This is a genomic window from Stenotrophomonas sp. STEN029, assembly GCF_056760015.1.
Genome location: NZ_JBRREC010000091.1, coordinates 1 through 19,499 on the forward strand (window position 1 = coordinate 1; position 19,499 = coordinate 19,499).

Genomic DNA, 19,499 nt, shown 5'->3' on the forward strand with positions numbered 1-19,499 from the left:
GGGGGGGGGGGGGGGGGGGGGGGGGGTGGGGCTGGGGCGCCGGCCCCGCGCCCCCCCCCCCCCCCCCCCCCCCCCCCCCCCCCCCCCCCCCCCCCCCCCCCCCCCCCCCCCCCCCCACTACGGGTGCATTCTTTTCGCTGAATTTGATCCAGATCAGTCGCCTACGGTGCGCATTGCCGCGAACAAGGGGACAATGGAGGTCTGCGCGCCCGGCGCGCCCCTGTTCGACCTCCGTTGCAAAGGATTTCCCCCATGGCTGCACGCAAGCAAAAGACCTATCCGATCGAAGTCCAGGCCAAGCCCGGCCTGCCGCTGGGCATGAGCCCGGCCGCCTTCCTGCGCGATTACTGGCAGAAGCGCCCGCTGTTGATCCGCGCCGCCTTCCCGGATTTCGAAACCCCGGTGCTGCCGGAAGACCTGGCCGGCCTGGCCTGTGAAGAAGGCGCGCTGGCGCGCATCGTCAGCCATGACCGCGCCACCGACGGCTGGACCCTGCGTACCGGCCCGTTCCAGGAAGAAGACTTCCCCGGCATGCCCGACCACGACTGGACCCTGCTGGTGCAGGACGTGGACAAGTGGGACCCGGAAGTGCGCGCGCTGACCTCCTATTTCAACTTCCTGCCGCGCTGGCGCATGGACGACGTGATGATCAGCTTTGCCGCCACCGGCGGTTCGGTTGGTGCCCATGTCGACCAGTACGACGTGTTCCTGCTGCAGGCCCACGGCCAGCGCCGCTGGCAGATCGACGCCAGCGAATCGACCAAGGGCAAGCGCCCGTCACTTGAGTTCCGTCCCGACGTGGAACTGAAGCTGCTGAAGAAGTTCAAGGCGACCCACGATTGGGTGCTGGGCCCGGGTGACATGCTGTACCTGCCGCCGAACGTGCCGCACAACGGCGTTGCCGTGAACCCCTGCCTGACCTTCTCGTTCGGCATGCGCGCGCCGTCCTCGGCCGAGCTGATCAGCGATTACCTGGACGACCTGGTCGCCGACGCCGACGAATCCATCCGCTTCCAGGACCCGGACCTGAAGCTGCCGGAAGACCCGAACGAGATCGACGAGGCCGCGATGAAGCGCGTTGTCGCCGCGCTCAATGCGCTGCGCATGAACGACCCGGATCGCCTCGGCAACTGGTTCGGCCGCTTCATCACCACCTACCGCGCCGCCGGCGACATCCTGCCCTCGCAGGCACCGCCGTCGCCGGAAGAAGTGGTCGCCGAGCTGGAAAATGGCGGCGTGCTCGAGCGTCACCCGTGGGCCCGCCTGGCGTGGCGCCGCGCCACCCGTGGCGCCTCGCTGTACTGCTCCGGCCTAGCGTTCCAGCTGTCGATCAAGGACGCGCAGACCCTTGCCGGTACCGAACAGATCGACATCACGCTGTTCAACAAGCTCGGCAACAAGGGCCGTGATGCGCTGATGGAACTGATCGTCGGCGGCCATTACCAGCTGCTGGACGTGGAAACCATTGCCGCCATGCTCGCCGAACAGGATGCGCTGGAAGCCATGGAAGACGTGGCCGAAGAAGACCTGGCCGAGGACGATTTCGACGACGAGGACTTCGATAACGAGGCCGATGCCCCGGAAGTCGAGATCGAAGTGATCGAGTACAGCGAAGCCGGTGAAGGCGAGCCGTCCAGCGCCAGCATCGAGACCGTACTGGTCAATGAGGAAGGCGTCGAGGTCGTGGTCATCTGTGACGACGGCGAGGAAGAAGGCGAAGACGACGCGGAAACCCCGTCGGCATGAGTCAAACCGCGATCTTCCGTGTAGAGATCGCCGACTACGCCGTGCAGCAGGCATTGCTGCACGGCGTGCGCCATACCGTATTTGTCGATGAGCAGAACGTCCCGGCCGAGCTGGAAATAGACGCACTGGATCCGCTCAGCGACCACGCGCTGGCACTGGACCAGCACGGCCACGCCATAGGCGCGGCTCGACTGACCCCCGACCAGCGCATCGGCCGCATGGCCGTGCTCGCCGCCTGGCGCGGCAAAGGCGTCGGCCAAGCCTTGCTGAATGCGCTATTGAGCGACGCCCGCAGGCGCGGCTGGGGCGAAGTTAGCCTGCACGCTCAACTGCACGCCCGCGACTTCTATGCCTGCAACGGGTTTCTGCCGGAAGGCGTGGAATTTGAAGAGGCCGGCATCGGTCACCAGACCATGCGCCGGCGTCTGGACGGGGCAATGCGGGTGCAGGACCCGGACCAGGCCCGCGCTGCCATGGCCGCGGTCATCCACGGTGCACGTCGCCACCTGCACCTGCAGCTACGCGGCAACGACGCCCTGCTCGGCCAAGCGCTGGTCCTGGATGCGCTGCGCGGCTTTGCGACCGCCCGCCACGACAAGCAGGTACTGGTGCTGCTGCACGAAGCCGACCTGCCAGCCCTGCCCGCAGCCTTCATCGCCCTGGTGCAGCGCCTGCCCAGTGTGTTCAAGCTACGTGAGCCGGTAGACCCGATGGACTGCGAGGTCAGCTCGGCCGCTATCAGCAACGATCAGGGCGACTGCTACTTTCGTCCAATGGGCGCCCGCGTCGAAGGCGAGCTGTCGCTGGACAGCCCCGCCCGCGCGCAGCAGCAGGAAGCGCTGTTCAAGCGTATCTGGGAGCGTTCACGTGATTGCAACGGACTTCGCGTACTAGGTGTCTGAGTATTGACCGGGGCAGGACAAACCGCAGTCAGGTATTAATGCGCGGGACAGTGTAGGTGCCCCTTCCTGTCCAGTGAGGGGTATAATTTCGTGGTTAGAACACGCCCGCGCAGGACGCTGTAGCAGGTCCGCCGGTTCCCAGAACTACCCCACAAGTGAATCCGACTCTCCATCGTGGACAATCTACTGAAGCAGTTTGCGCAATCATCGCAGCTCGCCGGCGGCAACGCCTCCTATGTCGAGGACCTGTACGAACAGTACCTCGTCTCCCCGGACAGTGTGGACCCCAAGTGGAAGTCCTACTTTGACGGCTTCAAAGGCCGCGAAGCTGGCGATGTGCCGCACTCTGCCGCCATCGCACACATCACCGAAGCCGCCAAGAACGCCGGCAAGGTCGGCGCCAACACCGGTTCCGGCGACGAACGCGAGCGCAATGTCGGCCGTCTGATCACCGCCTACCGTTCACGCGGCCACCTCGGCGCCAATCTTGATCCGCTGGGCCTGACCCCGCCGGTCAACCCGCCGGACCTGGGCCTGCCCTTCCACCACCTCAGCGATGCCGACCTCAACGACGAGTTCAGCACCGGTGGTGTCGGCGGCCAGCCGCGGATGAAGCTGCGTGACCTGTTTGCGCGCCTGAAGGCGACGTATACCGGCTCGATCGGCGCAGAGTTCATGTATATCGCCGAAGTCGAACAGCGCCAGTGGCTTTACCAGCGCCTTGAGGCTGCTGGTGGCAACTACAATCTGGATGCCGACACCAAGCGTCGCACCCTGGAGCGCCTGACCGCGGCCGAAGGCCTCGAGCGTTACCTGCACACCAAGTACGTCGGCCAGAAGCGCTTCTCGCTGGAAGGCGGCGACTCGCTGATCCCGATGATGGACACCATCATCCGCGACGCCGGCAAGGAAGGCGTCAAGGACGTGATCATCGGCATGGCCCACCGCGGCCGCCTGAACGTGCTGGTCAACACCCTCGGCAAGAACCCGCGCAAGCTGTTCGACGAGTTCGAAGGCAAGTTCGAGCACGACGACCGCGCCGTTGCCGGTGACGTGAAGTACCACATGGGCTTCTCGGCCGACGTCGTCAGCGATGGCGGCCCGGTGCACCTGGCCCTGGCCTTCAACCCGTCCCACCTTGAAATCGCCGATCCGGTGGTTGTCGGCTCGGTGCGCTCGCGCCAGGAACGCCGCAACGACACCGCGCGCAAGCAGGTGATGCCGGTCCTGATCCACGGCGACGCCGCATTCGCCGGCCAGGGCGTGGTGATGGAGTTGTTCCAGATGTCGCAGGCCCGCGGTTTCGCGGTCGGCGGCACCGTGCACATCGTCATCAACAACCAGGTGGGCTTCACCACCTCCAACCGCGACGACTCGCGCTCGACCCTGTACTGCACCGACATCGCCAAGATGGTCGCCGCCCCGGTCCTGCACGTGAACGGCGACGATCCCGAAGCCGTGGTGTTCGCGGCCAAGCTGGCCTATGACTTCCGCCAGCAGTTCAACAAGGACGTCGTGATCGACCTGGTCTGCTACCGCCGTTGGGGCCATAACGAAGCCGACGAACCGGCGATCACCCAGCCGCTGATGTACCAGGTGATCCGCAAGCACAAGACCACCCGCGAGCTCTACGCAGAGCAGCTGGAAGCCGCAGGCGTGATCGCTGCCGGTGCCGGCAAGGAAATGGTCGACACCTACCGCAACAAGCTCGATTCCGGTGAAGTCACCACCGAGCTGGCCACGGTCGAAAAGACCCCGGCCACCAGCAAGATGTTCGTCAACTGGCCGAAGTACCTGTCGGGCAAGCTGTCCGACCCGGTCAGCACCAAGGTCGACATGGGCAAGCTGACCCAGCTGGCCACCATGATCAACACCATTCCGGAAGGCGTGGAAGTGCATTCGCGTGTCGCCAAGGTGTACGACGACCGTCGCAAGATGGCCGCCGGTGAAATCCTGGGCGACTGGGGCTTTGCCGAGAACCTGGCCTACGCAACGCTGCTGGACGAAGGCAATGGACTGCGCCTGGTCGGCCAGGACGTGGGCCGCGGCACCTTCACCCACCGCCACGCGATCCTGCACGACCAGAAGACCGACAACTATTACCTGCCGCTGCGTCAGCTGGTCGAGTCGCCGGAACAGGCCACCATCATCGATTCGCTGCTCAGCGAAGAAGCGGTGATGGCATTTGAATACGGCTTCTCCACCACCGACCCGAACACCCTGTGCATCTGGGAAGGCCAGTTCGGCGACTTCGCCAACGGTGCCCAGGTCGTGATCGACCAGTTCATCGCCTCCGGCGAAGCAAAGTGGGGCCGCATCTCCGGCCTGACCCTGCTGCTGCCGCACGGCTATGAAGGCCAGGGCCCGGAGCACAGCTCGGCGCGCCTTGAGCGCTTCCTGCAGCTGTGCGCACTGGAGAACATGCTGGTCTGCGTGCCGTCGACTCCGGCGCAGGCATTCCACATGCTGCGTCGCCAGATGCGTATGGCTACCCGCAAGCCGCTGGTCGTCATGTCCCCCAAGTCGCTGCTGCGTCACAAGCTGGCGGTGTCCAGCCTGGACGAAATGGCCAATGGCGAGTTCCAGCACCTGATCGGCGACGCCACCGCGGACGTCAAGAAGGTCAAGCGCGTCGTCGTCTGTTCGGGCAAGGTCTACTACGACCTGCTGGAAGACGTGACCAAGCGCGGCCAGGACGACGTGGCACTGGTGCGTGTGGAACAGCTCTACCCGTTCCCGCGCCCGGCGCTGGCTGCCGAACTGAAGAAGTACGGCAAGGCAACCGACGTCGTGTGGTGCCAGGAAGAGCCGATGAACCAGGGTGCGTGGTACCAGATCAAGCACCACCTGCAGGCATGCGTGGCCGATGGCCAGGCGCTGCACTATGCCGGTCGCCCGCGTTCTCCGTCGCCTGCTGTTGGCCACATGTCCGATCACCTGCGCGAACTCGCACAGCTGCTCGCCGACGCGCTGGTCAACAAGATCGACGACAACTACGCCGAATAAGCCCCCTTTTCCACAAGAAAACGAAACCAGGAAATCAGCCAAATGGCCACCGAAGTCAAAGTACCGGTACTGCCCGAATCCGTCTCCGACGCCACCATCGCCACCTGGCACAAGAAGGCTGGCGAGGCCGTCAAGCGTGATGAGAACCTGCTCGACCTGGAAACCGACAAGGTCGTGTTGGAAGTACCGGCGCCGGTTGATGGCGTGCTGAAGGAAATCAAGTTCCAGGAAGGCGACACCGTCACCTCGAGCCAGATCCTGGCCATCATCGAGGAAGGCGCGGTTGCTGCTGCCGCCCCGGCCGCTGCTGCCGAGGCACCGAAGGCTGCTGCCCCGGCCGCCGCCGCTCCGGCTGCTGCCGCTGCACCGGCCCCGGCTGCCAAGTCGGCCGCCGACGCCCTGCCCCCGGGCGCCCGCTTCTCGGCAATTACCGAGGGCGTGAACCCGGCCGACGTGTCCGGCACCGGCCGTCATGGCGCCGTGACCAAGGAAGACATCGTCAACTTCGCCCGCAACGGCGGCGTCGGCAAGGCCGGCGGTGCACGTCCGGAAGAACGCGTACCGATGACCCGCATGCGCAAGCGCATCGCCGAGCGTCTGATGCAGTCGAAGAACTCGACCGCCATGCTGACCACCTTCAACGAAGTCAACCTGTCCAAGGTGTCGGCTGCGCGCAAGGAACTGCAGGAAGAGTTCGTCAAGGCCCACGGCATCAAGCTGGGCTTCATGAGCTTCTTCGTCAAGGCTGCCGCCAACGCGCTGCAGCGCTTCCCGCTGGTCAATGCCTCGATCGATGGTGACGACATCATCTATCACGGCTACTCGGACATCTCGATCGCCGTGTCCACCGACAAGGGCCTGGTGACCCCGGTGCTGCGCAACGTCGAGCGTATGTCGTTCGCCGACATCGAGAAGGCCATTGCCGACTACGCCAAGAAGGCCCGTGACGGCAAGCTGTCGCTGGAAGAACTGCAGGGCGGCACCTTCACCGTGACCAACGGTGGCACCTTCGGCTCGCTGATGTCGACCCCGATCGTCAACCCGCCGCAGAGCGCCATCCTCGGCATGCACGCCATCAAGGACCGTCCGATCGCCGAGAACGGCCAGATCGTGATCGCCCCGATGATGTACCTGGCCATGTCCTATGACCACCGCATCATCGACGGCAAGGATTCGGTGCAGTTCCTGGTGGACATCAAGAACCAGCTGGAAAACCCGGGCCGCATGCTGTTCGGTCTGTAATTCCGCTCGAAGCCCCTCTCCCACCGGGAGAGGGGTTGGGGTGAGGGCCTCGGCCCTCCCGCACCCTCATCCGGCGCTTCGCGCCACCTTCTCCCGCAGGGAGAAGGGATTGGTACCAAGGAATCTCAAATGGCTGAACAATTCGACGTCGTCGTCATCGGTGCTGGTCCGGCCGGCTACCACGCTGCCATCCGCGCCGCACAGCTGGGCCTGAAGACCGCCTGCATCGATGCAGCGCTGGGCAAGGACGGCAAGCCGGCACTGGGCGGCACCTGCCTGCGCGTGGGCTGCATCCCGTCCAAGGCGCTGCTGGACTCCTCGCGCCAGTACTGGAACATGGGCCACATCTTCGATCAGCACGGCATCAGCTTCAACGACGCCAAGATCGACGTGAACAAGATGGTCGGCCGCAAGGACGCCATCGTGAAGCAGTTCACCGGCGGCATCGCCCAGTTGTTCAAGGCCAACAAGGTCGCCACCTACTACGGCTTCGGCCAGCTGCAGGCCGGCAACGTGGTCAAGGTCAAGCAGCACGACGGTTCGGAAGTCGAGCTCAAGGGCACCAACGTCATCATCGCCGCTGGTTCGGATTCGATCGAACTGCCGTTCGCCAAGTTTGACGGCAAGCACATCGTCGACAACGTCGGCGCGCTGGACTTCACCGAAGTGCCGAAGCGCCTGGCCGTCATCGGCGCCGGTGTGATCGGCCTGGAACTGGGCAGCGTGTGGAAGCGCCTGGGTTCGGAAGTGGTCATCCTGGAAGCACTGCCGGAGTTCCTGGCTGCCGCTGATGCCGAAGTGGCCAAGGTTGCCGCCAAGGAATTCAAGAAGCAGGGCCTGGACATCCGCCTCAACGCCAAGGTCTCCAAGACCGAGATCAAGGGCGAGGAAGTCATCGTCAGCTACACCGACGCCGAGGGCGAAAAGACCCTGACCGTCGACAAGCTGCTGGTGGCCGTTGGCCGCCGCGCCGCCAGCAAGGGCCTGTTGGCCGAAGGCACCGGCGTGCAGCTCAACGAGCGTGGCCAGATCGTGGTCGATGACCATTGCCACACCGGCGTTGACGGCGTGTGGGCGGTGGGCGACTGCGTGCGCGGCCCGATGCTGGCCCACAAGGGCTTCGAGGAAGGCGTTGCCGTGGCCGAGCTGATCGCTGGCCTGCCGGGCCACGTCAACTTCGACACCATCCCGTGGGTGATCTACACCGAGCCGGAACTGGCATGGGTCGGCAAGACCGAAGCCCAGCTCAAGGCCGAGGGCATCCCGTACAAGGCCGGCAGCTTCCCGTTCGCCGCCAACGGCCGCGCCGTCGCCATGGTGGAGCCGGCTGGCTTCGTCAAGGTGCTGGCACATGCCGAAACCGACCGCGTGCTGGGCATGCACCTGGTTGGCGCCAATGTCTCCGAGCTGGTGCACGAAGGTGTGCTGACCATGGAGTTCAGCGGCTCGTCCGATGACCTGGCCCGCATCTGCCACGCCCACCCGTCGCTGTCCGAGGCAGTGCACGACGCGGCGATGGCAGTGACCAAGCGCGCCATCCACAAGGCCAACTAAGCTCCACGGCCTGTGACCTGAAGGCTCCGCTCCGGCGGAGCCTTCTTGCTTTTGTAGTCCACGGTCTGCACGCGCATTCATCGGCGGCAGAACGACCACCTCTTCCCATCCATCAGGAACAACACATGAAGTCCATCTGCGTCTATTGCGGCTCCAATCCCGGCGCCAAGCCCATCTACGTCGAACGCGCCACCGAACTGGGCACGCGTATCGCCAATGAAGGCCTGCGCCTGGTCTATGGCGGCGGCCGCACCGGCCTGATGGGCGCGGTGGCCGATGGCGTGCTGGCCGCAGGTGGCGAAGTCACCGGCGTGATCCCGCAGCACCTGGTGGACATGGAAGTCGCGCACAAGGGCGTGACCTCGCTGGAGATCGTCGGCTCCATGCATGAACGCAAGTCGCGCATGTTCGACCTGTCCGACGCTTTCGTCGCCCTGCCCGGCGGCTTCGGTACCGCCGAGGAGATCTTCGAGATGCTGACCTGGCGCCAGCTCGGCATCGGCCACAAGCCCTGCGCCTTCCTCGACATCGACGGTTTCTACCAGCCGCTGATCGGCATGATCGACACCATGGTCAGCGAGCGCTTCCTGCACCCGGAACAGCGCGAAGACCTGTGGTACGGCGACGACGCCACGCAGATGCTGGAGTGGATGCGCAACTACTCGCCGGCCCAGGCCGACAAATGGTTCGACGAGAAGAAGCGCAACGCGCTGCGCTGAGGCCCACGGCGGTCGTTTTTGTGGGAGCGGCGTGAGCCGAGAGGCTGGCGGTCCACACAGATCGCCAGCCTGCGCCCGGACAACAGTCAACGCAATTCCTGCAATCGCAATCGATACGTAGCAGAAGCATTCCCAGCTTCGCGGCTGACGCCTCCCCCGCATTCGGTTGGGGCTTTGTGGGAGCGGCGTCAGCCGCGAAGTTCGTATCCTGCACAGGCCAAAGGCCATTGAAGCAGGCAACAGCAAACCCCTGCGTGCATCCTGCAATTGCAGCCTATGTGGCGCGGAGGCATAGGTGGCTTCGCGGCTGACGCCGCTCCTACAACAGCAGTGTGCTTATGCGTGCTGCAGGGTCTGTTCGCGCGCGGCCGGGTAACCCAACAGGTAACCTTGGCCGAAGTTGCAGCCCAGTTCCTTCAGCGTCTGCAGCTGCCGCTCGTTCTCGATGCCCTCGCCTATCGTCTCGATGCCCAGCGTACGCGCAAGCGACAGCACACCTTCCACCAGGGTAAGGGTGCTATTGCCGCCTTCATCGTGCAGGCCGGCAACAAAACTGCGGTCCACCTTCAGCGCGCTGATCGGGAAACGATGCAGATAGGACAGCGCCGAATAGCCCGTACCGAAGTCATCCAGCTGCACCACCACGCCGCGCTCACGCAGCTGGTGCAAAGCGCGCAGGGTGCGCGGCTCGTCATCGAGCAGGGCCATCTCGGTGATCTCCACCCGCAGCCGCTCCGGGTCAGCACCCGCAGCATCCAGCATCCCCAGCAAACGCGGTGCGAACTCAGCCGAACGGAAATGCCGCGGCGACACGTTCACCGAAATGTAGCCGACAGCCGACGCCGCCATGTCCTGCATGACCTGCTCGTAGATCTGCCAGTCCACCTGCTCGATCAGGCCGCTCTCTTCGCCCAGCGATAGAAACTCCCCTGGCACCAGCACACCGCGCCGCTCGTGTTGCCAGCGCAGCAGCGCTTCGTGACCGACGACCTTGCCATCAAGCAAGGACACGATGGGCTGGTAATAAGGCAGGAAATCACGCTTCTTGATCGCCCTTCGCAGGTCCGCCTCCAGCTCCAGGCTGCGCATGGCCTCGTCGTGCATCGCACCGTCGAACATCACGCAACGGTCCTGGCCCTTGAGCTTGGCCCGGTACATGGCCGCATCCGCGTCGCGCAGCAGGTCCGCGCCAGAGGTATAGCGCGCATCCCATACCGCGATTCCGATACTGCCGGAGGGGAACAGCTCGCGCCCGTCCACCCACATCGGCGCTTCCAGCGCCCTGAGCAGACGCCGTCCCAGGTCCATCGCCGCATTCGAACCGCGATCAGAGTGCACAAGCAGCGCGAATTCGTCGCCACCCAGCCGCGCCACCACGTCATCACCACGGACCAGACCCACCAGTCGGCGTGCAACTTCAACCAGCATCTGGTCGCCGGCGGCATGGCCAATACTGTCGTTGACCCACTTGAAGCGATCCAGGTCCAGGAACAGCAGGGCGAAGTTCGGGGCGATGCCCAGCTCCGCGTTCTCGATCGCACGTTCCAGTCGATCCTGCAGGTGCAGGCGATTCGGCAGCCCGGTCAGCACGTCATGCATTGCAAGGTGGGTCAGGCGCTGCTCGGCACGCATGCGTTCGCCAATCTGCCCCAGCAGCTTCTGGTTCACCTCGCCGAGCTCACGGGTACGCTCGGTGACCCGCAGCTCCAGGTCGGCATGGGCCTGCACCAGGCGCTGTTGATCGCGCTGGCGGGCCAGGCTGTTGCCGATCGCGCGTGCAACAAATACCAACAGGCGTTGATCATCGGCGGTGAACACGACTTCCGGGTTGTAGCTCTGCACCGCGATGACGCCTACCACTTCCTCATCACTGAACAAGGGCACGCCCAACCAGCATTGCGACTTGGCCCCGAATTCCTTCAAGGTGCCAGCCACGATCAACTGGTCGATACCCGCCCGCGTCAGCAATACCGGCTCGCGGCGTTGCAGCGCGTACTCGGTCAAGCCGTCACTGAAAATCCGGGTCGCGCGTTCACGGTTGTAGCGATCGACGGAATAGACGAACTCGATGCCGGTCGCATCGGGGGTCACCATCGCCACGTAGAAATTACTGGCATCCAGCAACCGGCCGATGATCTCGTGTACCTGTGCGTAGAAATCGCCGGTGGCCTTGCTCATCGCCAGCTCGGAGATGTTGAACAACGCTGCCTGCAGCAGTTCCGCGCGTCGGCGCTCGATGATCTCGCCCTGCAGGTGGTCGTTGATGTGCTCCAGATCCTGGGTGCGCTGCCAGACCCGCTGTTCCAGCTGCGCGTGCGCCTGATGCCGATCCATCGCGGTGAGAATGTGCTTGGCGACAAAGTTCAGCAGCGCCAGCTCTTCCTCGCCATAGCAGGCATCGGCGACATAACTCTGCACCACGATCGCACCGCAGACCCGGTTGTCCCGCCACATCGGCACACCCAGCCAGTCGGTGCTCTCCTCGCCCTCGGACACCTCGTACGGCTGTTCCAGATATTTGGCCAGCTCACGCGACGGCCCGCTCAGTGCCCGACCATTACGCAACACCGCGAAGGTCAAACTGGCCGGCATTTCCTCGTAGCTGTAGCGACGCCCGGGATCAGGCAGATAGCTGTCATGGGTATCAACGAAATACAGGAATTCCAGGCTCTGCTGGTTTTCGTCACACTCGACGATGTAGCAGTTCTCCGCATACATCAGCGAACCGAGGATGCGGTGGAAATGCGCCATCATCTCGGCCATTGCCAGGTCGGCGCCGGCCAGATCGGCAATTTCGAACAAGGCCTTCTGCAGCTGCTTGGAGCGCTGCAGTTCTTCAATCTGGATGCGCTGGCGCATCAGCTCCATGGCCGAGCAGATCAACACCCGCGCCGTGCCCTCCCATGCTTCACGGCGCGCCGCCGGCAGCGCCTGTTCGGGATCGATCAGCAGCACATAATCCGCGTCGCTGTCGTGACTCCATTCCAGCAGGTGGACGGAGGCAGGAAGGCCCTCCTTGTTGCCCGCCAGGCAATCACGAGCGAGCTGGCACAGGCCATCGGCCGAAACCGGGAAACTGCAGCTACCCTCGCCAAGCGAACCATCGCGCCACGCCAGCGCAACCGTGCTGACGGGAGGCAACAAGCTCTGCAATGTCCCTACCACGTTGGTGACCGGCGAAATTGTATCGGCGCGCTGGGTTTCGGCCTTCGCGTCAAGCTCGCTATGCGACATGTATCCGTTCTCTCTGGGTTCCGGTCGCCCGGAACTCCCCCCTGATCCCGCAGCATACCTTCAGCAGCGGTCAAGAGCAGTGGGTCGCAAAAAAAGATTGTATTTCATGATTATGAATGAGCGGCTTTCCGACAGCTCATCAAGCTAGGCAGAACCCAGCCCAACCACTACGCTTGGCAGGTGGATACCGCTGTCCAAACCCCTACCGATGAAGTGCTGATGTTGGCCTATGCCGACGGTGACAGCGACGCGTTCTCCGAGCTCTACGCCCGGCATCGCGCGCGGCTGTTCCACTATCTGCTCGGCCAGCTGCGTGACCGGCCCTTGGCCGAGGAGCTGTTCCAGGACGTCTGGCAGAAGATGATCAATGCCCGGGCCGGCTGGAAGCCCGAAGCCGCCTTCGCCACCTGGCTGTTCCGCATCGCCCACAACCGCCTCAACGACCATTGGCGGGCCGCCCGCCATCGCCCGGCAGCGCCGGAAGACGCCGACGAACGCACCGCGCGCCTGACCGACAACTGCACCCCGGAGCTGCTGGCCGATGAGCAGGCCCAGCGCCTGCAGCTGCGCCAGGCACTGGCCGAATTGCCGCCGGAACAACAGGAAGTCGTGATCCTGCGACTGGAACAGGAACTCAGCCTGGAGGAGATCGGGCAGATCACCGGCGTTGGCCGGGAAACCGTCAAGCCGCGGCTGCGCTATGCGATGGACAAGCTGCGCGCGAGGTTGAGCGAATGAACACTCCAGACATGCTGACCCCTGAAGAGCGCGAGCTGGCCAGGCTGCTGGGCCGTCCCGGCACCGGCACAGCCACCCCCAGCGCACAGCTGGACGCCCGCATCATGGACTTGGCTCGCGCCAAGCCGCAGACGCAGCCAGAACAAACCCAAACAGACACCCAGACCCGGCAACGCACCACGGCATCCGCATCGCAGCGCCGCGGCTGGGGTCGCCGGCGCGGCCTGGTGTCTTCACTGGCCGTGGCCGCGTCACTGGTATTGGTGGTTGGCCTGGCCTGGCAACTGCGCCCGCTGACACCGCCGCAACCGGCGATGCAACACGCCGAGATGTCCGCGCCCGCGGCAGCGCCAATGGCCGCTGACATCGCCGCCGCCGAGGTCGCTGCGGCACCCGCAAGCCCGGCCCCGACCCAGGTTGCCGAGGATACCGCCGCGGCTCCTGCCGTGCCGCAGGCCCGATCCGTCGTCAATGCGAAGGCGCCCAGCGCTGGCGCCGCGCAGCCAGCTGCTGCGCACAAGGACAAAGCCAGCGCCATCGAGCAGCCCGCCACCAGCAATGCAGGGCAATCGCCACGCGCCTTCTCCGCTGCACCGATCATTGTCCCGCCCGCCCCGCCGCCCCCTCCAGCGCCCGTGATGGCTCCGGCACCGATGGCTGCACCGGCTCGAGCCGAACAACAGGCCAGCTCCGCCGATGGCGCGCAGGACGGCTTCTATCTGAGCGAAACGGCACCCACGCTTGCACGTGCTGCATCCCCCCGGCCGGCACCAACTGGCTCCACTCCGATTCCGCATGCTGGCGCCAAGACAGTCAGCAAGGCAGCCGAGGCACGTCGCCAACGTGCGGAAGCAATCGCCGCCGACAGCACACCCGACATCGAGGCCGACGCCACGCTGTCGCGTCACCAATGGATAAAGCGCATCCGCGAACGCCACGAAGCCGGTGACCTGGACGGTGCAAAGGCCAGTCTGCGGCGCTTCGCACACGACTACCCGGAAGCACGCATTCCGCGCGATCTGCGCCCGCTGCTCAAGGATTGAGCTCCATCGGCTACCGCTTTGCAGCGCTGCCACTAGAATGACGGCAATGCTCGACACTCTCGCCGCACCCGCCAGCCACGAGCTGGAGATCAAACACAGCCGCTTCCTCGCGCAGGCAGCGCCGATCAGCGATGCCGCCGCAGCGCTGGCATTCATCCAATCGGTATCGGATGTCGACGCCACCCACAACTGCTGGGCCTACCGGCACGGCAATGACTATCGCTCCAGCGATGACGGCGAGCCGGCAGGCACCGCTGGACGCCCGATTCTCGCAGCGATAGATGGTCAGGGTTACGACCGCATCGCTGTAGTGGTGACGCGCTGGTACGGCGGCATCAAGCTCGGTGCAGGTGGCCTGGTCCGGGCCTATGGCGGCACTGCCGCCGAATGCCTGCGGCTGGCCCAGCGCAGCCCTTTGGTGCCGATGACCGAGCGCATCCTGCAATGCGGTTTTGAAGACATGGGCATCGTGCACACCCTGCTCGGCACTGCCGGGGCCGAGAAACTTGAAGAACACTTCCTGCCCGAAGGCCTGCGCCTGCATGTGCGCCTGCCGGCAGACCAGATCGATGCGCTGGCATTGCGCCTGCGCGACGCCACCCGCGACCGCCTACGCCTGAGCGAACCCGTCGACAATGACTGAAGCCCCTTCCACACCGCCGCAACGCAAGCTGCAGAAGCTCGGCAGCCTGAAAACCCTGTGGCCATTCGTGCGCCGTCACGCCGGCCTGTTCACCGCGTGGCTGGTCGCACTGGCAGTGTCCTCGACGGCGACCTTGAGCCTGCCGATGGCGGTCAAGCAGATGATCGACCACGGCTTCTCCGGTGGCGGCGAGATCAACCGTGCCTTCCTGCTGCTGTTCATCGTCGCGGTGGTGCTTGCCTTGGCCACCGCCGCACGCTTTTTCTTCGTCTCCCTGCTGGGCGAAAAAGTCGTCGCCGACCTGCGCGGCAAACTCTATGCGCACCTGATCGGGCTGGATGCCGGCTTCCACGACCGCACCCGCAGCGGCGAGCTGGTATCGCGGCTGACCGCCGACAGCGAACTGCTGCGCAGCGTGATCGGCTCGACCATGTCGGTGGCACTGCGCAGCAGCGTTACCGTGATCGGCGCTATGGTGATGCTGTTCGTCACCAGCCCACACCTGGCGGTGTACTCGCTGATCGGTATCCCGCTGGCGGTACTGCCGATCGTGTTGGGCGCGCGCCAGTTGCAGAAAATCTCCCGCGCCAGCCAGGACCGCGTCGCCGACGCCAACGCCCTGGCCTCGGAAACGCTCGGCGCGGTGCGTACCGTGCAGGCGCATGCCCGCGAACCCTACGAGCGTGGCCGCTTCGAGGCCGCGCTGGACATCTCCGTGGCCACCGCGAAGCGCCGCATCCGCACCCAGTCCTTCGTCACTGCCATCGCAATCGTGCTGGTGTTCGGCGCCATCGTTGCGGTGCTGTGGTCGGGCGCGCACGACGTCGTCGACCGTCGCATGACGGCAGGTACGCTTGGCCAGTTCGTGCTGTACGCCTTGATCGGCGGCGGCTCAGTCGGCGCTTTGGCCGAAGTCTGGAACGAACTGCAGCGCGCCTCCGGCGGCATGGGCCGCATTGGAGAGCTGCTGGCGGAGAGTCCGCAGATCACCGCTCCCGCAAAGCCGCAATCGCTGCCCTCGCCGGTTCGCGGCGAAATCCGCTTCGAGCATGTGTCGTTCCATTACCCGCAGCGCCCGGATCAGCCGGCACTGGATGATTTCAGCCTGACGGTGTCGCCGGGCGAAACCGTGGCCCTGGTCGGCCCGTCCGGCGCCGGCAAAAGCACCGTGCTGTCGCTGCTGCTGCGCTTCCATGATCCGGACAGCGGTGATCTGCGTCTGGACGGCGTCGACCTGCGCGAGCTGGACCCGGCACAGCTGCGCCAGAGCATTGCGCTGGTGCCGCAACAGCCGGCCCTGTTTGCCGCCAGCGCCGCCGACAACATCCGTTATGGTCGGCTCGAAGCCAGCGACGAGGAAGTTCGCGCCGCCGCGCGGTCAGCCGAGGCCGATGACTTCCTGATGCAGTTGCCGGAAGGCTATGCCAGCGACCTGGGCGAACGTGGCGCGCGCCTGTCCGGCGGCCAGCAGCAACGCGTGGCCATTGCCCGCGCACTGCTCAAGGACGCACCGGTACTACTGCTGGACGAAGCGACCAGCGCACTGGATGCGCAAAGTGAACGTGCCGTGCAACAGGCGCTCGAGCGCCTGATGGCCGGCCGCACCACGCTGGTCATCGCCCATCGGCTGGCAACGGTATTGAAGGCGGACCGCATCGTGGTCATGGACCACGGCCGCATCGTCGCCCAGGGCACGCATGCTGAACTGTTGGCACAGGATGGCTTGTATGCCGAGCTGGCACGGCTGCAATTCATAGATTGAGAACGCTGCGGTAACGCAAGCCTAACAAGCGCGGCGGCAAGCTCAGGGCGTGGCAGCCCTGCCACCGACACAGCACTGGAGGCAAGCAATGGCGTTCAGACAGTTTCCAGCAACCACGCGCGATGGCGAGAGCTGCATCGTCATCGAGTTTCTTGATGAGCCCAGCAGCTCCGAGACCGGCAAGACGAACCGGCCGCCCCGCTATGAGCTTGCCGATGGTCGACCACTGCTACGTCGTGGCAGCAACCTGTTCAGTGCCGACGGCGAAGTCAGCCTGTCGATGAACCAGCCCTACCGGGCCTGAGTCCCTGCTTCTGCAGCGCGCCGTGATCATTGCCGGCGCGCATCAGGAAGTCCCGCTGCTGGCTGGCCAGGTAATTCTGAATACGCTTTGCCGACCCGGCTGCAGACTGCTCAATTTTTCACCAACCATCTTGACAGCCTTGTGCCCCAAGGGATGTCAGTGATTATCCACATGCTTGCACACACGTCGCTGTGGATTAAGTCGCAGCTGGTGAGACGCCAATAGGCTTGCACCCCCTCCCTTTTGCGCAGCAAAGGGGAGGGTTGGGGAGGGGTGCTTTTGGGCTGTTGCAGTTGCAGTAGCTCTTGCTGCTGTTGGCTCACGAGCTTCGCGGCTTACGCCGCTCCTACAAGGTCGGGGATTCTGTGGGAGCGACGCGCTTACCGCTCCAGCACCCGGCCTATGCCACTGCTATTGATCTCGTCGCTGGCGGCCGAAATCACTTCAGGTGCATACGCCTGCACGAAGCCCATCCGGAAATGCACTTCACCACTCGGTGTACGCGAGGAGTGAATCGAGGCCAGGCTGATGCCATGCCGCTCGAACACATGCAGCAACTCGCGCAAGGAGCCGGCGCGGTCCTCCGGCAGATGCACGCTCATCGCACGCTGGTCGGTCAGGTCCGCCAACAGGTAGCCGACCCGCTCGAAGCTGTAGTTGCCATCGCGCAGGGTCTGCTCGTCCACCGCTGCCTTGTTCTCGGCGAGGTACTGGCTACGGAACAGTGCCCGCGCCGCATCATCGCCCTGCCCCACCAGCCCACGCAGCTGCTGCAGCTGCTGCAACAGGTGATCCAGTACTTCACCAGCATGCGGATTGCCGAACTGGATGTCTTCGTAGATGGCCGGGTTCAACGACAGGATGCGCGAGATCACCGCCGCATCCAGTTCAAATGCAGCCGAGCGATACGGCATCAATTCGCTCAGTGTGCCCAGCATCGGCGCGTATTCGCGCAGCACGCCGGCCTGGGCCAGATGCGTGGCATGCACCATCGCCTGCACCAACGCCATCACCCGATCGTGGTGCTCGGCGGTGCCGCGCACGCATTCGGCCTGCAGGGCGCTGCACAGTTCATCCAGCCACGTCTGCCACTGCGCATCCAGCCGCGCTTCGCAGACCACCATCACCCTGCCCTTCAAGGTCGGCGCCTTGGGCGGCGCGGTCATCGGGTGCAGGCCAGCGACCGACGCCTGCGACTCCAGCATCGCCGCCACCGGCTCAGCCTTGATCGAGGTAACGTCCAGCCACAGTTTGCCACGCTCACGTCCGGCTGACTGGCGGATGTAGTCGCGGATCAATGCGGGCGTATGCCGGATCGGTGCAGAGAACAGCAGCACATCGGCCTGTTCCAGCAACTGCTCCGGGGTCTGCGAGTCCGCATCGACAGGATCGTGGCCGATCACCTGCAAACCCATGCGCGATTCGAAGAAGCCTCGCAGCCAACGTCCAAAGGCACCGCCGCTACCGACGATGCCGATGACTGGACGCAGACTCACGCCAGACGCTCGGCGCGGAAGCGGTACGGGGTACCCAATGCAGCTGGTGCGGCCGCCAGCACGTCGAACTCTTCCACGCCAGTGGCCAGCGTCGCCTCCAGCGCCGCGTGCACGCCAGCTATAGCGCGGCTCACGCCGTCCTCGAAGCTATGACCCTTGAGCAGGAAGGCGACCAGCAGCGACATCAACACGTCACCGGTGCCGGCCACATCTACCGGCAGATGCGGCGAGGTCCAACGCCAGATCTGCTCGCGGCCAATGGCCAAGGTCACCAACTCGCCCGGATCACCGGACACCGAATGTGCGATTACCCACTCGGGACCGCGCTCCAGCAGCTTGCGCGAGGCGGCGATGGCGTCATCCTGTTCCAGCGCCGGCATACCGGTCAAACGACCCAGCTCGAAGGCGTTCGGCGTGACCAACCAGGCATGTGGCAGCAGGCGCTCGATGAAGATCTTTTCCAGCCCCGGCTCAACGTAAGGCCCGGTATGGGTGTCGCCGATCACCGGGTCCAGGCAGTAACGCAGCTGCGGCGACTGCGGCAGCACTACGTCCAGCCAATCGGCAAAAGCGGCGCCGTTGGCGACGCTGCCGAAGTAGCCGGATACCAGGGCTCCGGCCCGCTGCGGCAAGCCCCGCTCGGTTGCGCCCTGCAGCAGCTCGGCAAACCAGTCTGCAGGCAGCACGCGGCCGCGCAGCGTCGCGTAGAACGGCGCGTTGCTGAGCAGCGTGGTGGGGATTTCGGCGACGCGCAGGCCCAGGGCGCGCAGTGGCGGTACAGCCGCACTGTTGCCGGCATGGCCGTAGACCAATTGGGATTGCACGGAAATCACGTCCACCGGCGACGGCCCATCCGGGCGTTGCCGACGACCGTGCACGAGATGGCTATGGTCGACTTCGTTCATCGCCCTATTCTACGTCCGCAGGACAAGGCGCGACTGCATACGCTTGCGCGCGCAACCAATAGCAGAAGGCATAACGAAAAAAGCCGCAGCAAGCTGCGGCTTTGATTCATGTAGTGGGGGGGGGGGGGGGGGGGGGGGGGGGGGGGGGGGGGGGGGGGCGGGCGGGGGGGGGGGGGGCGCGGCCGGGGGGGTAGGGGGGAGGGGG

The 19,499-nt window shown here is 64.9% G+C and carries 14 protein-coding genes; 11 read left to right on the forward strand and 3 right to left on the reverse strand.

The genetic code is table 11. From position 1 onward, the window contains the following. Window positions 1–252: 252 nt before the first annotated feature. The 6 genes from ACVOLI_RS16970 (at window position 253) to ACVOLI_RS16995 (ending at window position 9,169) form a co-directional block, all read left to right on the forward strand. Window positions 253–1,746, forward strand: a complete 1,494-nt coding sequence (locus ACVOLI_RS16970) for a ribosomal protein uL16 3-hydroxylase (RefSeq protein ID WP_481615316.1) — start codon at window positions 253–255, stop codon at window positions 1,744–1,746. Beyond that, window positions 1,743–2,648, forward strand: coding sequence for a GNAT family N-acetyltransferase (locus tag ACVOLI_RS16975; RefSeq protein WP_481615317.1), 906 nt, complete (start codon window positions 1,743–1,745; stop codon window positions 2,646–2,648). The genes ACVOLI_RS16970 and ACVOLI_RS16975 overlap by 4 nt, the downstream gene beginning before the upstream one ends. 174 nt (window positions 2,649–2,822) lie before the next feature. After that, complete coding sequence (locus ACVOLI_RS16980; RefSeq protein ID WP_481615318.1) at window positions 2,823–5,654, forward strand: 2-oxoglutarate dehydrogenase E1 component; 2,832 nt, start codon at window positions 2,823–2,825, stop codon at window positions 5,652–5,654. A 42-nt stretch (window positions 5,655–5,696) separates the two neighbouring features. Then, window positions 5,697–6,896 carry a dihydrolipoyllysine-residue succinyltransferase gene (gene sucB / locus ACVOLI_RS16985; RefSeq protein WP_481615319.1) on the forward strand — a complete coding sequence of 400 codons (1,200 nt, stop codon included), beginning with the start codon at window positions 5,697–5,699 and terminating at the stop codon, window positions 6,894–6,896. Between the two features lie 129 nt (window positions 6,897–7,025). After that, a complete protein-coding gene (lpdA, locus tag ACVOLI_RS16990) occupies window positions 7,026–8,450 on the forward strand; it encodes a dihydrolipoyl dehydrogenase (RefSeq protein WP_481548182.1) in 1,425 nt (474 codons plus the stop codon). A gap of 125 nt (window positions 8,451–8,575) precedes the next feature. Then, entirely contained in the window at window positions 8,576–9,169 is a 594-nt protein-coding gene (locus ACVOLI_RS16995; RefSeq protein ID WP_282272078.1) for an LOG family protein, read from the forward strand. A gap of 336 nt (window positions 9,170–9,505) precedes the next feature. On the opposite strand, the gene ACVOLI_RS17000 is transcribed toward ACVOLI_RS16995, so the two are convergent. Beyond that, window positions 9,506–12,403 carry a bifunctional diguanylate cyclase/phosphodiesterase gene (locus ACVOLI_RS17000; RefSeq protein ID WP_481615320.1) on the reverse strand — a complete coding sequence of 966 codons (2,898 nt, stop codon included), beginning with the start codon at window positions 12,401–12,403 and terminating at the stop codon, window positions 9,506–9,508. Window positions 12,404–12,583: 180 nt separating this feature from the next. On the opposite strand from ACVOLI_RS17000, the gene ACVOLI_RS17005 reads away from it, so the two are divergent. The 5 genes from ACVOLI_RS17005 to ACVOLI_RS17025 all read left to right on the forward strand — a co-directional run bounded on the left by ACVOLI_RS17005 (window position 12,584) and on the right by ACVOLI_RS17025 (window position 16,893). Further along, window positions 12,584–13,141 (forward strand): RNA polymerase sigma factor, encoded by a 558-nt coding sequence (locus ACVOLI_RS17005; RefSeq protein ID WP_481615321.1) that lies wholly within the window; start codon window positions 12,584–12,586, stop codon window positions 13,139–13,141. Next, window positions 13,138–14,184 (forward strand): hypothetical protein, encoded by a 1,047-nt coding sequence (locus ACVOLI_RS17010; RefSeq protein ID WP_481615322.1) that lies wholly within the window; start codon window positions 13,138–13,140, stop codon window positions 14,182–14,184. Before ACVOLI_RS17005 ends, ACVOLI_RS17010 begins: the two co-directional genes overlap by 4 nt. Before the next feature lie 46 nt (window positions 14,185–14,230). Next, window positions 14,231–14,827, forward strand: coding sequence for an IMPACT family protein (locus ACVOLI_RS17015; protein WP_282271919.1), 597 nt, complete (start codon window positions 14,231–14,233; stop codon window positions 14,825–14,827). Continuing rightward, window positions 14,820–16,589, forward strand: a complete 1,770-nt coding sequence (locus ACVOLI_RS17020) for an ABC transporter transmembrane domain-containing protein (RefSeq protein ID WP_481615323.1) — start codon at window positions 14,820–14,822, stop codon at window positions 16,587–16,589. The genes ACVOLI_RS17015 and ACVOLI_RS17020 overlap by 8 nt, the downstream gene beginning before the upstream one ends. A gap of 88 nt (window positions 16,590–16,677) precedes the next feature. Next, on the forward strand, window positions 16,678–16,893 hold the full coding sequence (locus ACVOLI_RS17025) for a hypothetical protein (protein ID WP_481615324.1): 216 nt from the start codon (window positions 16,678–16,680) through the stop codon (window positions 16,891–16,893). Window positions 16,894–17,273: 380 nt separating this feature from the next. Here the strand turns inward: ACVOLI_RS17025 and ACVOLI_RS17030 are convergent, their stop codons facing one another. Both ACVOLI_RS17030 and pdxY read right to left on the reverse strand, forming a co-directional pair. Continuing rightward, window positions 17,274–18,389 carry a prephenate dehydrogenase gene (locus tag ACVOLI_RS17030; protein ID WP_481615325.1) on the reverse strand — a complete coding sequence of 372 codons (1,116 nt, stop codon included), beginning with the start codon at window positions 18,387–18,389 and terminating at the stop codon, window positions 17,274–17,276. Then, window positions 18,386–19,294, reverse strand: a complete 909-nt coding sequence (gene pdxY / locus ACVOLI_RS17035) for a pyridoxal kinase (RefSeq protein WP_296246233.1) — start codon at window positions 19,292–19,294, stop codon at window positions 18,386–18,388. Before pdxY ends, ACVOLI_RS17030 begins: the two co-directional genes overlap by 4 nt. Window positions 19,295–19,499: the final 205 nt, after the last annotated feature.

Excerpts from the sequence above, each read along its gene's own strand:
- ACVOLI_RS17000 (WP_481615320.1), bottom strand. The coding sequence starts at position 12,403 with ATGTCGCATAGCGAGCTTGACGCGAAGGCCGAAACCCAGCGCGCCGAT.
- lpdA (WP_481548182.1), top strand. The coding sequence starts at position 7,026 with ATGGCTGAACAATTCGACGTCGTCGTCATCGGTGCTGGTCCGGCCGGC.
- ACVOLI_RS16995 (WP_282272078.1), top strand. The coding sequence starts at position 8,576 with ATGAAGTCCATCTGCGTCTATTGCGGCTCCAATCCCGGCGCCAAGCCC.
- sucB (WP_481615319.1), top strand. The coding sequence starts at position 5,697 with ATGGCCACCGAAGTCAAAGTACCGGTACTGCCCGAATCCGTCTCCGAC.
- ACVOLI_RS16975 (WP_481615317.1), top strand. The coding sequence starts at position 1,743 with ATGAGTCAAACCGCGATCTTCCGTGTAGAGATCGCCGACTACGCCGTG.
- ACVOLI_RS17015 (WP_282271919.1), top strand. The coding sequence starts at position 14,231 with ATGCTCGACACTCTCGCCGCACCCGCCAGCCACGAGCTGGAGATCAAA.
- pdxY (WP_296246233.1), bottom strand. The coding sequence starts at position 19,294 with ATGAACGAAGTCGACCATAGCCATCTCGTGCACGGTCGTCGGCAACGC.
- ACVOLI_RS16970 (WP_481615316.1), top strand. The coding sequence starts at position 253 with ATGGCTGCACGCAAGCAAAAGACCTATCCGATCGAAGTCCAGGCCAAG.
- ACVOLI_RS17025 (WP_481615324.1), top strand. The coding sequence starts at position 16,678 with ATGGCGTTCAGACAGTTTCCAGCAACCACGCGCGATGGCGAGAGCTGC.
- ACVOLI_RS17010 (WP_481615322.1), top strand. The coding sequence starts at position 13,138 with ATGAACACTCCAGACATGCTGACCCCTGAAGAGCGCGAGCTGGCCAGG.
- ACVOLI_RS17020 (WP_481615323.1), top strand. The coding sequence starts at position 14,820 with ATGACTGAAGCCCCTTCCACACCGCCGCAACGCAAGCTGCAGAAGCTC.